Below are 12,879 nucleotides of genomic sequence, written 5' to 3' on the forward strand. Positions count from 1 at the left end.
CAAAAAACTCTTTTTTCTAAACAACAACAGGAGCTTCCTTTGGTCGCTCTGTTGTTCCAAGAAAAAAGAGTTTTTTTCATTTCGTAGCTTTCCGCTTCAATCGGGGCTAGAATTTCAGCGTTCGTTATTCAAAATTTAAAAAAAATTAACACTTAATGCAAAACTTAAATGAACTTATATGGTTCAAAAAGAAATGAATTAGTTTCCATATTCAATATAAATTTTAAAATAAAACTATTTTTATCAATTATTTAACTAAAACCTTACCACAAAACTTTTTTATTTAATTAAGAATTCATTAGATTTGTTAAATTATATATTTTTTAGATAAATTCCCAGATTATATTATGTCAAATACAGCAACAATAGAAATTGATGGCAAAAAGTATGAATTTCCAACAATAACAGGAAGCGAAAACGAAGTAGCTATAGATATTAGCAAACTAAGAGATTTAACAGGAGCCATCACTATGGATCCAGGTTACAAAAACTCAGGAGTTTGTAAATCAGAAATAACATTCCTAGACGGAGAAGAAGGAATCCTACGTTACAGAGGATATTCAATCGAAGATTTAGCCGATAAAGCAGATTTTCTTGAAGTCTCTTACCTAGTTATTTTTGGAGAATTACCTACAAAATCAGAATTAGAAAGATTTGAAAATAATATTCGTAAATACACTTTAGTAAACGAAGAAATGAAAAACATCATCGATGGTTTTCCTAAAACAGCACATCCAATGGGTGTTTTGTCTTCGCTAACAAGTGCTTTAACTGCATTTAATCCAAAAGTGGTTAATGTAGAAAATGAAAAAGAAATGTACGAAGCGGTTTGCAAAACTATGGGTAAATTCCTAGTTCTTGCCACTTGGACATTTAGAAAAAGCATGGGTTATCCTCTAAATTATTACGATAATACAATAGGATATGTAGAGAATTTCATGCAATTAATGTTTAAATTGCCTACAGGACCTTACGCTGCAAATCCAGTTGTAGTAGCAGCATTAGATAAATTATTTATACTTCATGCAGACCATGAGCAAAACTGTTCTACGTCAACAGTAAGAATGGTAGGATCTTCTCATGCAGGATTATTCGCGTCAATATCAGCGGGAGTTTCTGCACTTTGGGGGCCACTTCACGGTGGTGCAAACCAAGCAGTGTTAGAAATGCTTGAAGAAATTCAAAAAAATGGTGGAGATGCCGAAAAATATTTAGCTAAAGCCAAAGACAAAAATGACGAATTCCGTTTGATGGGATTCGGACATAGAGTGTACAAAAACTTTGACCCAAGAGCAAAAATCATCAAAAAAGCAGCCGATGAAGTTTTAAGAACTTTAGGTGTTGATGATCCAATTCTTCAAATTGCAAAAAAATTAGAAGAATCAGCTTTGGTAGATGAGTATTTTGTATCAAGAAAATTATATCCAAATGTCGATTTCTATTCAGGAATTATATACAGAGCATTAGGAATTCCTACAGATATGTTTACCGTATTATTTGCAATTGGTCGTCTTCCAGGTTGGATAGCACAATGGAAAGAAATGCGTGAAAACAAAGAACCTATTGGTCGTCCTCGTCAAGTTTATACAGGACATCCATTAAGGGATTTTGTCGCTGTAGAAAAACGATAATTTCTTAATAATTTAAACGAATCTAATCCTCATTATCAATTAATTTGATGTGAGGATTTTTTTGTTAATATGTTTTAATAGAAAATAATCAAAAGCTATTTTTTTTCTTTTCCTTTACGGGAACTAATTTAAAACAAACAATTTTGAAAACGAACAATCTTTTTTTAATCACCTTTTTAGTGATTTTTGGTGTAACTAGTAATAGCAATTGTCAAGTGTTGAATAATTTTGTTACTTCATTTGGAGATGTAGCTGGAACTTCTGGATACAGCGTATATGTTGGTTCACAAGCAGGGACAAATACAATTCCTTTTAATTCTTCAAATATTGCTGGGACGAGTCTTTTTAATACTTATGTAGGTCATCAAGCGGGTACTGGAACAGTTTCTAATTCATTAGGAAAAAACAACACTTTTTTAGGTAATGCTTCCGGATTTTATAATAATACGGGGAGTGAAAATTTATTTGCAGGTGCTTTATCAGGATTTAAAAACACGACGGGTAATTATAATGTTTTTTTAGGTTATAATTCAGGACGTGGAACAACTCTTGTAACTGGATCAAAGAATACATTTATAGGTTGGCAATCAGGATCGGTTATTTCCAGCGGAGAAAGTAATACATTTATTGGAGTTGCTGCTGGTAGTGGAATTACAACAGGAAGTTATAATACTTTTTTAGGAAATATAAATTCAACTTTGCCTACAATTAATGGTACAATAATACTTGCTGACGGGTTAAATAATCAAAGACTTTATATTCACTCTAACGGAAATGCAGGTATTGGTCTTGGGAATAATGTGATTCCTCAAAATAAATTGGAAGTGAAACATGGTGTATCGGGTAATTCTGGATTGCGTTTTAGTAATTTAAATAGCACATTTGTACCTACTACTACAGCATCAAAATTTTTAACAGTTGATGCAAATGGAGATGTGGTATTGCAAAATGCATCAGGGACGGGTGGTCCAGGAAGTACTGTTGTTACTGCAGGTCAAAATATAGTTGTAACTGGAAATCCAACCGCTGGATATACAATTGCTAGTCCAACTACAAATACTTTGACAAATAATGCTGTAAATACCATGACAAGTACTGTAAATAGTGTTGTGGCTAATGCTCCTATTGTAAATACGGTTGTAAATACGATAACTACAGGTCAATTAACAACAACTGTAAATGGAGTATCGAGTACTCCTGTAGCTTTGACAGCTGGCGGTGATACAGACACAAGTATTTATGCAAATGATGGTTTTATCAATCAGACAACTACAGCCACTTCAGATAATCTTAGAACTGTTGATATGAAAAATACCAACTTATTCTTCAAAACATTTGATAGTGGTTTTGTAGAAGGAACGCATGGTTTTGGAAGAATTTATATTGGAAATACTGTTAATTTTCCAAATTTAAATTTTACACCGGGTAGTGAAAGTAAATACAGATTGTTAGTTGAAGGTGGAATTTTAACCGAAAAAGTGAAAGTAGCTTTAAGTAGTTCTGTTAACTGGGCAGATTACGTTTTTGCAAACGATTATAAATTAATGCCGTTAAAAGAAGTAGAAACTTTTATTGCTGAAAATAAGCATTTACCAGGGGTTTCTTCAGCAGAAGAGCTTGTGAAAGAAGGATTGGATTTAGGCGAAATGCAAGCCAAACAAATGGCTAAAATTGAAGAGCTGACTTTGTATGCTATTGAGCAAAATAAGAAAATCGAAAAGCAAGAGAAAGAAATCGAAGAACTGAAAGTTTTAGTAAATGCTTTAGTAAATAAAAATAAGTAATCATTTTAATTTTAAAAATAAGATAAAATGAAAAAACTTATATTTATAATATTCATACTTTTTATAAACTTTGAAGGAATCTCACAAACTTTAATGGCTAACGGAGAGTATAAGGAAGATGACTCAGGTGAGCTTCTTCCGCCTGATACGACTCAGGGACTTATGGCAGGTGTTAATTGTTTAAATAATGGTATAAATGTTACAGTAACAGGAGATAATGTTGGTGCGTATCTGCCAAATCAGTCAACAACTTTTTGTGCGCCATCTGCATCTTATGTAGGAAATGGGGCTTGGACATCATCATCTATTGGGCGGGTCATATATAAGTTTAATCAGCCAATAATGAGTGCTACAATTACTTATTCATCAGTAAATGCCAACTATCATGGGAATACAGATGTTGGTCAAATTTTTATTGATGGTGGTGGGACTCTAAGTTTAGTAAATCCTTGTGGAGTATCGGTTGCTGGAGATGTTTTAACTTGTAATTTAACTGATTCATGGGGTTCATGGAGTGATACTTTTGGAGATGTTACTATAACAGTTAACTCTACCTGTCCTTTCACTGAAATTACTTTAAGAAATATAGGAGGTCATTCAGGTTGGGTACAAGGTAATGCTTGTAATTTCGTCTTACAAAAATACTCGTGTGCGACAGCGCCTTTATTAAGTTCATCTACATTAAGCAATGTATGTCCAGCTACGACTGTTAATTTGACAAATATTACGGCTAGTAATTTAATATCATGTAATTCTATATTAACCTGGCATACCGCAACTCCGGCGACTAGTGCGAATACTGTATTAGATCTCACTGCTGTTCCTGTAGGAACTTATTATGCTTCCTTTTATAATCAATCTATTAACTGTTATAGTGCAACAACTCCTTTAGTCGTTGCCATTACTAATTGTTGTCAGCCAACTTTAACAACTTCTGTGCCAATAAGCACAATGATTCATGAGGAAAGGTCAGATTGGATTAAAACATCAGATTTGGTTTCATTTGGAGATGGTGTACAAGGGAATGGTGTTGTATATCATGCAGGTAATTTTGTGGAGTTAAATCCAGGATTCGAGGCAATTTATACTTCACAATTTTCAGCTTATATTGAAGGCTGTTCAGGGGACTTTGTGTATAAAAATGGAGATAATAGTGTTAAGGAAGAAATAAATCAAATTGACTTAATCAAAAACAAAATCACTATTTACCCTAATCCAACAAACAGTTTGATTAATGTAAGCTATAGCAATTCTAAATTCAATCAGGTGAAGATAACCTCGATGGAAGGTAGAGTGGTTTACAATCAGAAAATGGAAGCAACAAATAGTTATCAGTTTGATATCAGTGGTTTTAAAAACGGAATATATACCTTATCAATACTAACGGTTGATGGTACAATTCTTACTGAAAAACTTATTAAGAATTAAAAGATAATTTCTTAATAATTTAAACGAAAAGCTTCTCTTAATCGGGAAGCTTTTTTTATATTTGCTAATAATCAAATAGGTTGTAAGAGGTAGATTTTTATCTAAATCTATATTTCAAATAAATACTTTATGAGTAAGAATGTTGTTTTTTTAATCAATAAATCAGAAATAACTGCAGGGACAAGAGGCGCTTCTTTAGGGCCTGATGCGATAATGACAGCCGCCCGGAAAAAAGGAAGTTATATTTTTGGAGAGAACGAAGTTCAAAAAATACTAAATGTTAATAATTTCTTAGATAAACCTACTCAATTTCCATTTGCAAAAAGAATCGATGGACTGCTGAATGTATATAATGAGCTGAATACGAAAGTATCCGAGATTTTAAACAATCAATCTTTTCCAATTTTATTAGCGGCCGATCATGGTTCTGCAGGAGGGACAATTGCAGGAATTAAGTCCGCTTTTCCTCAAAAAAGATTAGGTGTTGTATGGATTGATGCACACGCTGATATTCATACGCCTTATACCACTCCGTCTGGAAATATGCACGGTATGCCTTTGGCTACAGCCTTAAATATTGATAATCTCGAATGTAAAACTAATGAAGTAGATGAAGAAACGGTTTCGTTTTGGAATCAACTCAAACAAGTTGGAAATATCACTCCAAAGGTGAAGCCAGAAGATATCGTTTATATTGGTGTTCGCGATACCGAAGCTCAGGAGAATGCTATAATGGATCGTTTGGATATTAAGAATTGTCAGGTATCTGAAGTTCGTTCAAAAGGTGTTTCTGAAATCATTAAAATTGTCGATGAAAGACTCAAAGATTGCGATATTATTTATGTTTCTTTTGATGTAGATTCAATGGATCCAGATTTAACTTCACATGGAACAGGAACTCCTGTTGATGATGGATTAACGCCTCAAGAAGCCAGAGAAATATTAATTGCATTGGCAAAAAATCCTAAAACGATTTGTATTGAAGTGGTTGAAGTAAATCCATGTCTTGACGAAAAAGAAAATACAATGGCCGAAATAACACTTGATATTGTTGAAGCAATAACTCAAACTATTAAAACATAATCCTGTGAAACAAACTACAAATTCCATACTAATGATTCGCCCAGTTGCGTTTCGTATGAACGAACAAACGACTGTAAATAATTATTATCAAAAAGTGATTGATGGTTTGTCACCAGAAACGGTAAATGCCAAAGCACAAGAAGAATTTGACACTTTCGTAAATAAATTACGAATGGTTGGTGTTGATGTGACTGTGGTCGATGATACATTAGAACCAAGCACGCCAGATTCTATTTTTCCTAACAACTGGATTTCTTTTCACGAAAGTGGCGATGTAGCTTTATATCCTATGTTTGCTGAAAATAGAAGATTAGAACGCCGTGAAGAAATTTTAGATGTTCTTGAAGATAAAGGTTTTGTGGTTAACGAAATTATGGATTATTCTTCGGCAGAAGAAGACGGTTTTTTTCTAGAAGGAACAGGAAGTATTGTTTTAGATAGAGAAAATGACAAAGCCTATTGTGCACTTTCGCCTCGTGCGGATGAAGAATTGTTTATCGAATTCTGTGAAGATTTCGAATATACACCAGTTATTTTCGAAGCTTTTCAAACAGTAGGGACTGAGCGAAAACTTATTTATCATACCAATGTTATGATGTGTGTTGCCGATACTTTTGCCGTTATTTGTGCAGATTGTATCGACGATAAAAAAGAACGAAAAATGGTTCTCGATAGTTTGAAATCTGACGGAAAAGAAATTATTCTAATCACAGAAGATCAAATGAATAATTTTGCAGGAAATATGCTCGAATTGCAAGGAGCCGACGAACGTCGTTATCTAATTATGAGTGCATCGGCACACAAAAATTTAACTAAAAAACAAGTTGCACAACTAGAAGAACACATCACAATCGTAAGTTCAAGTTTAGATACTATCGAAGCTTGTGGTGGTGGAAGTGCTCGTTGTATGATGGCGGAAATTTTCTTACCAACAGAAGATTAGTTTTTGATTATAAATTACGAATTATGGATTATGATTTTCTCGTAATTCATAATTCGTAATTATTTTTATATTCCCCTCACAATACTCAAAATAGAACTTATAATATACTGAACTCCAATCGCAATTGTCAAGAAACCAATAATTCTAGAAATTGCAACAATTCCTGATGCTCCTAGTATTTTAGAGAGATAATGGGCACTTCGTAACACTATATAGATAATAATTGAAATAGCTAATATTGCTGCCGACGAAAGAATCATTTCATTTGTTGTATGGTGTTCTTGGTAAAAAGCGATAAGTAACGATATAGATCCTGGTCCTGCAAGCATGGGCATAGCAAGTGGCGTTAGTGCAATATCATTTCTGTTTTGTACATCGGTTTGTACTTTTTTGCCAATACCTCTTTTCTTGCTAAACTTCCCAGAAAGTAACGAAAAACCAGAACTCGCAATAATAATTCCGCCAGTAATTCGCAAGGCATTTATAGTAATTCCAAAAAAGGAAAGAATATATTGACCTACAAAAAAAGAAATTATCAAAATAATACAAACATTTATCGATGTCCAAAGAGAGATTCTAGAACGTTCTTTTTTGTCATCATGTTGCGTAAGTCCTACAAAAATAGGTATTGTTCCTATTGGATTTAGTACAGAAAATAAAGCGAAGAATAAATAAATAAATAATTCCATGTTTTTTTGTAAAAGTAATAGTTTAGATTTTTTCGGTTATTACGAAAACATCAATATTGCATAAAGGTATATATTTTTAGGGAAAGCCACAATTTTGAGTACTTTTGTAAAAAAAATAATATAATGAGCAATAAAAAAACGTTGGTACTTGGTGCTTCAACAAAACCAGATAGATACGCATTTATGGCAATAACGATGTTGGTCGAAAAAGGTCATTCGGTAATAGCAATAGGCCAAAATGCTGGGGAAGTTGCCGGAATAAACATTAGAACTAAAAATATTCCGTTGGCAAGCATTCATACGGTAACACTTTATCTTAATCCAACACGCCAGCGCGATTATTATAACTATATATTAGAAACCAAACCAAAACGTGTTATTTTCAATCCCGGAACCGAAAATCCCGAGTTTTCTCAGTTGCTAAAAGCAAACGGAATTAAAGTTGAAGATGCTTGTACATTAGTGCTTCTCACTACGAATCAATATTAATAAATAAAAAAGGGCTTAGTTTTAAACTAAGCCCTTTTTGTTTCTATTATTAATTTTTGATAAACTTAATGGTTGTTGTGTTTTGATCATTATGTAGTTTTATAAAATAAATTCCATTAGAAAAACTTTCAACATTTACTGTACCGTTTGTATTATCAATTCTTTGTTTGTGAATTACTCTTCCATTGGTATCAATAATTTCAATCGAATCTATATTTTTTTCTGATTGAATGTTTAGAATTGTTTTCGCCGGATTTGGATATAAACTAAATTTAGAATGATTAAACTCTTTTGTACCTAAAGCCGAAACAAATTCTCTGTCAATAGTATTGGTCACAATTGGCGGATTGAAATCGAAGAAGATATTTGCTGTGTTTGAAACAATATCTCCAGCTTCTAAAGTTGGATTAACTTCAATATTATAAGTTATAAATCCTTTTCCAATTTGTGTATTTGCAACTGAAGGAGGTAAATCTATTCCATCAAATTTAAAACTTAAATTTCTGCCTACACGTTCTACTTTATATGGATGACTTGCATCTAATACTTTAAATGTGTTTGCATTTAATTTAGTGTCTAACATATCATTTACCTTCACATTTATAGCGCTTGCCGTTCCTGTGTTTTCAAATCGAATGGTATACGTTAATTTGTCTTTAATATAATAAGAGTCATAATCAATTTCGGCTTGGTGATTTTCGTTTTTATCATTAGGATCGTATGAACCAACAACCGTTTGGTATAAATAACTTTGGTTATTATTATAATTTGTTTCAACGTTGCTAGGGTAATCTTCGTATAGATCGCCGATTCCAGAATATAATTCTACAATATCATTTAAGTTAACCGAGGGGATTGTAGCAACTTGGAGTACAATGTCAATATAACCTGAAGTAAAAGGTTGTATTTCTCCAATATCAAAATATAGATATTCAAGATTATTACTGTTGAAAGAATAATAATGAGGAATAGTGGAGCTTGTGTGAGTGTAATTACTCGGATTATAAGCGAAACCTATATCACCATAACTAATTTGGTTGCCTAAGTTTTCATATTTAAGACGAACCGTATGAGTAAATCCAGGGCGAGGATTACCGCTTATAGGAATGGTGGTGATGGCTAAATCACGAATAGCATTGGTTGCAGTAATAGGAAAATTATAAGTAGTAATTCCTGAACCATTAGTTACAGTTACATTGGTATAATTAGATGAAACACTATAATTTGCACTAAAATCTGAGTTTAAGATATATCCTAAATTATAAGTGTTTGCTGGATTTGTTTCAAAAATATAAGCAGTACCATTATTAGAACTAACATTATTTATTTGGCCACTACTGTTTAATTCATAACGAAACTCACCAAAATTCACATTTACTTCTCCTGAATCTTGCGTGCCATTATTGTTAGTGTCATAAAAAGCATTTAGTTTAATACCGCTGCTTATGTTTAAATTAGTAATTGCTTCTGTGATATCAGTATGTGTATTGCTATAGCTATCTAAACCAGTAGCCGTTGCGGTTTCAGTAACAAAACTAGCGTTAATATCTTGTTGAGTGAGTGCATAAACTCCTGTGATACTAGTCGTATTGGTTGCGCCGCCATTTAGGGAAGCAATAGTGCCAGTTATGCTAGTATTAGGTGAAGTAACACTAATGTTTGTAACAGGTGAAGTATCATTGTTTGTAATACTGTATTGGTAATTAATAACATCTCCTACATTAGTAATGCCATCACCATTGTAATCTTGGTAGGAGTTACCATTAATAGATATGCTAATAGGGTTGGTTATGTTTATGGTTACATTCGAAATATCTGAAGTGCCTAAATTAAAAGTATAATATGCATATTGAAAGGTATAAAACCCAGGTGGTGTTTCAGGAGTAACAGTTATGGTTCCGTTAACATTAAGTGTAAATTGTGCATTTGATGTAGAGATCCAATGTACATTATCAATTTCACTATATGGGGGAAATAATGGATGGCAATCAATAAAGTCATTTGCCAAAACATTTGGTGTAACTCCTCCGCTGATTCCTATTTCAAAATAATCGTCTTTTGCTGAATCTTGAAATGGAATATACAATACAAATGTTGTTTGACTAATATTTGATGGATTTGCCGTTTCATAAATATCATAAGGAATATAATAATTCCCAGGTGCAAGATTACAGGTTGTTAGATTTATTGTACCGTTAGAATTTAAATATGGGAAATTGTTCGTATTTACAATTGTAACATTACTAGGTGTAGCTCTTATATTATTTGTTAAGTCTAAATAATCGTTATCGAGAATATTAAATGTTTCTGGTGAAAAAATTAAGCAATCATTATAATCATGTGCTCCATTGGCTACAAAAAAGAAATCTTGAAAAGCACGAATTTGTGCTTTTAATCCAGTTGATAATCCAAATAACAATACAATAAGTAGGGTAATTTTTTTCATGTACAATTTTTTTGCAAAGGTAAATAAAGAGAAACAAATTTGCTAATTTGAGTTTAATTTAAAACCTCGTTTGTTCCGTTGCGGGTTTGCTTATCAGAAACAATCCAACAAAAGTAATTAATCCATTAATGATGATTAATTCATTATCAATCACATAATTGCCAAAAAGTTCCTTAGAATAAGTAGAAATCAAAAAACAAATCGCTGGAGAAATCAAACAAATAAAAGGAACCAATTTGTCATGTACTGTTTTCGATTTTACAAACAATCCGAAACAATACAATCCTAAAAGTGGACCGTAAGTGTAAGATGCAATTTTGAAAATCATTTTCACCACTGAAGCATCGTTAAACGAATTGAAAATCACAATCACTAAAAACATTAATCCCGAAAATCCTAGATGAACAATATGACGAGTTCTTACAATATTAGGTTTATTTAAATTTTCGGTCTTATCCATGCCTAAAAAATCGACGCAAAAAGAAGTTGTTAAAGCTGTTAAAGCAGAATCGGTTGTAGCGAAAGTTGCAGCTGTTAATCCTAATAAAAATACAATTGCAGGAATTAATCCCAAAGATTTTAACGCAATTTCAGGAAACAAAAAGTCGGTTCTGGCAACACCATCAACCATAGGAACTGAAATTCCGTTTTTCTCGGCAAACATATAAAGCAACGCTCCAACACTTAAGAAAAATATATTAATAATCACAAAAATTCCTGTAAAAGTGAACATGTTTTTTTGTGCTTCTCCAATGTTTTTGCAACTCAAATTCTTTTGCATTAAATCCTGATCTAAACCAACCATGGCAATAGTTACAAATATTCCGCCTAAAATTTGTTTCCAAAAATAGTTGCCTTTCAAATAATCTTCAAAAAAGAAAACTTTAGAGTAATTGCTGTTTTTTACAGCTTCAAAGGATTGAATGATACTCAAATCTAAACTTTTACAAATAAAAAATATCGTCAAAAAAACTGATGAGACTAAGAAGAATGTTTGCAAAGTATCAGTAATAATTATCGTTTTCAATCCGCCACGGTAAGTGTAAGCAAAAATCAATAAAAGCGACATTAATACTGTAAATGTAAACGGAACGCCATAATAATCGAAAACATAACGTTGCAAAACAATCACCACTAAATACAATCTAAATGCCGAACCAATCGTGCGACTAATCAAGAAAATGGTCGCAGCAGTTTTATAGCTAATTACACCCAATCGTTGTTCAATGTATCCGTAAATAGATGTCAGATTCATTCGGTAATACAAAGGAAGCAATACTTTTGCGATGATAATAAATCCAATCGCATTTCCTAATACAAATTGGAAATATTTGAATTGCAAATCGGGATTTCCTACTTCGCCCGGAACGGAAATAAAAGTTACTCCAGACAATGCTGTTCCTATCATTCCGAAGGCGACAAGATACCATTTAGAGTTTTTGTTGGCTTTGAAAAAAGCTTCATTGTCGCTGTTTTTTTTGCTCACAACATGCGAGATTATAAATAAGATTCCGAAGTAAATTACAATAAGTGATAAGATTGCAAATGGTGTCATTGAGTAAAATTTATTTGTCGCAAAATACGAAAAAATGTTTATTTGTCGATTCGGTTATTCGGTTATTTGGAAATAGTAATAGTTTTGTCTTTTGTTAAACAAATAACCGAATCGACAAATAAACAAAAAACACTACTTTTGTCTCATGGAATTTTCATCAAAATTGTTAGAAAAAGCGGTAAACGAAATGGCTCAGTTGCCAGGAATAGGCAAACGAACGGCATTGCGATTGGTTTTGCATTTGCTAAAACAACCCAAAGAGCAAACTGGTTTTTTGGCACAATCGTTGCTTACTATGCGTGAGGAAATTAGGTTTTGTAAAAGCTGTCATAATATTTCCGATGTAGCTATTTGTGAAATTTGCTCAAATCATAACCGAAATCATAAAATTGTTTGTGTGGTAGAAGATGTTCGCGATGTAATGGCGATTGAAAATACAGGGCAATTTCGTGGAATTTATCATGTTTTGGGTGGAAAAATTTCCCCTATTGATGGTGTTGGTCCCAGCCAGTTGAATATCACATCATTGGTAGAAAAAGTAAAATCTGGAGATGTTTTCGAAATTATTTTTGCATTAAGCTCAACAATGGAAGGCGATACAACGAATTTTTATATCTACAAACAAATAAAAGATTGTGAGATAATTACATCATCAATTGCTAGAGGAATTTCAGTGGGAGATGAACTAGAATATGCCGATGAAGTAACACTTGGACGAAGTATTTTGAACAGAATTCCGTTCGAAAATTCCTTTAAAAATAATTAATTGAATTAAAAAGTATATAGGGTTTTATTTTACCAAATGAAAAACTATATTTGTTTCCAAAATTG

General features: G+C 32.6%; 10 protein-coding genes. 7 read left to right on the plus strand and 3 right to left on the minus strand.

The features are described 5' to 3' along the window. The first annotated feature begins 347 nt into the window (after window positions 1-347). From BM053_RS09515 to ctlX, 5 genes are all read left to right on the plus strand, one after another. Entirely contained in the window at window positions 348-1,631 is a 1,284-nt protein-coding gene (locus BM053_RS09515; protein WP_091476839.1) for a citrate synthase, read from the plus strand. 143 nt (window positions 1,632-1,774) lie between these two features. Continuing rightward, the gene (locus BM053_RS09520) at window positions 1,775-3,415 is read left to right on the plus strand and encodes a hypothetical protein (protein WP_091476841.1); all 1,641 of its coding nucleotides are present in this window, start codon (window positions 1,775-1,777) and stop codon (window positions 3,413-3,415) included. 27 nt (window positions 3,416-3,442) lie between these two features. After that, window positions 3,443-4,843, plus strand: coding sequence for a T9SS type A sorting domain-containing protein (locus BM053_RS09525; RefSeq protein WP_091476842.1), 1,401 nt, complete (start codon window positions 3,443-3,445; stop codon window positions 4,841-4,843). A gap of 129 nt (window positions 4,844-4,972) precedes the next feature. Then, complete coding sequence (locus BM053_RS09530) at window positions 4,973-5,926, plus strand: arginase (RefSeq protein ID WP_091476844.1); 954 nt, start codon at window positions 4,973-4,975, stop codon at window positions 5,924-5,926. A gap of 4 nt (window positions 5,927-5,930) precedes the next feature. Then, window positions 5,931-6,869 carry a citrulline utilization hydrolase CtlX gene (gene ctlX / locus BM053_RS09535; RefSeq protein ID WP_091476846.1) on the plus strand — a complete coding sequence of 313 codons (939 nt, stop codon included), beginning with the start codon at window positions 5,931-5,933 and terminating at the stop codon, window positions 6,867-6,869. Between the two features lie 65 nt (window positions 6,870-6,934). Here ctlX and BM053_RS09540 read toward each other — a convergent pair whose 3' ends face one another. Further along, on the minus strand, window positions 6,935-7,558 hold the full coding sequence (locus BM053_RS09540) for a MarC family NAAT transporter (RefSeq protein WP_091476848.1): 624 nt from the start codon (window positions 7,556-7,558) through the stop codon (window positions 6,935-6,937). 123 nt (window positions 7,559-7,681) lie between these two features. On the opposite strand from BM053_RS09540, the gene BM053_RS09545 reads away from it, so the two are divergent. Continuing rightward, window positions 7,682-8,047, plus strand: coding sequence for a CoA-binding protein (locus BM053_RS09545; RefSeq protein ID WP_091476850.1), 366 nt, complete (start codon window positions 7,682-7,684; stop codon window positions 8,045-8,047). Window positions 8,048-8,096: 49 nt separating this feature from the next. Here the strand turns inward: BM053_RS09545 and BM053_RS09550 are convergent, their stop codons facing one another. Beyond that, on the minus strand, window positions 8,097-10,493 hold the full coding sequence (locus BM053_RS09550) for a T9SS type A sorting domain-containing protein (protein WP_091476851.1): 2,397 nt from the start codon (window positions 10,491-10,493) through the stop codon (window positions 8,097-8,099). Between the two features lie 58 nt (window positions 10,494-10,551). Further along, the gene (locus tag BM053_RS09555; RefSeq protein ID WP_091476852.1) at window positions 10,552-12,048 is read right to left on the minus strand and encodes a sodium:solute symporter; all 1,497 of its coding nucleotides are present in this window, start codon (window positions 12,046-12,048) and stop codon (window positions 10,552-10,554) included. Window positions 12,049-12,193: 145 nt separating this feature from the next. On the opposite strand from BM053_RS09555, the gene recR reads away from it, so the two are divergent. Continuing rightward, window positions 12,194-12,814 carry a recombination mediator RecR gene (gene recR / locus BM053_RS09560; RefSeq protein ID WP_091476854.1) on the plus strand — a complete coding sequence of 207 codons (621 nt, stop codon included), beginning with the start codon at window positions 12,194-12,196 and terminating at the stop codon, window positions 12,812-12,814. Window positions 12,815-12,879: the final 65 nt, after the last annotated feature.

The sequence above is a fragment of the Flavobacterium swingsii genome (assembly GCF_900111965.1).
In the GTDB taxonomy this organism is placed as follows: Bacteria; Bacteroidota; Bacteroidia; order Flavobacteriales; family Flavobacteriaceae; genus Flavobacterium; species Flavobacterium swingsii.

Excerpts from the sequence above, each read along its gene's own strand:
- BM053_RS09525 (WP_091476842.1), top strand. The coding sequence starts at position 3,443 with ATGAAAAAACTTATATTTATAATATTCATACTTTTTATAAACTTTGAA.
- BM053_RS09550 (WP_091476851.1), bottom strand. The coding sequence starts at position 10,493 with ATGAAAAAAATTACCCTACTTATTGTATTGTTATTTGGATTATCAACT.
- recR (WP_091476854.1), top strand. The coding sequence starts at position 12,194 with ATGGAATTTTCATCAAAATTGTTAGAAAAAGCGGTAAACGAAATGGCT.
- BM053_RS09515 (WP_091476839.1), top strand. The coding sequence starts at position 348 with ATGTCAAATACAGCAACAATAGAAATTGATGGCAAAAAGTATGAATTT.
- BM053_RS09530 (WP_091476844.1), top strand. The coding sequence starts at position 4,973 with ATGAGTAAGAATGTTGTTTTTTTAATCAATAAATCAGAAATAACTGCA.
- BM053_RS09545 (WP_091476850.1), top strand. The coding sequence starts at position 7,682 with ATGAGCAATAAAAAAACGTTGGTACTTGGTGCTTCAACAAAACCAGAT.
- BM053_RS09540 (WP_091476848.1), bottom strand. The coding sequence starts at position 7,558 with ATGGAATTATTTATTTATTTATTCTTCGCTTTATTTTCTGTACTAAAT.
- BM053_RS09555 (WP_091476852.1), bottom strand. The coding sequence starts at position 12,048 with ATGACACCATTTGCAATCTTATCACTTATTGTAATTTACTTCGGAATC.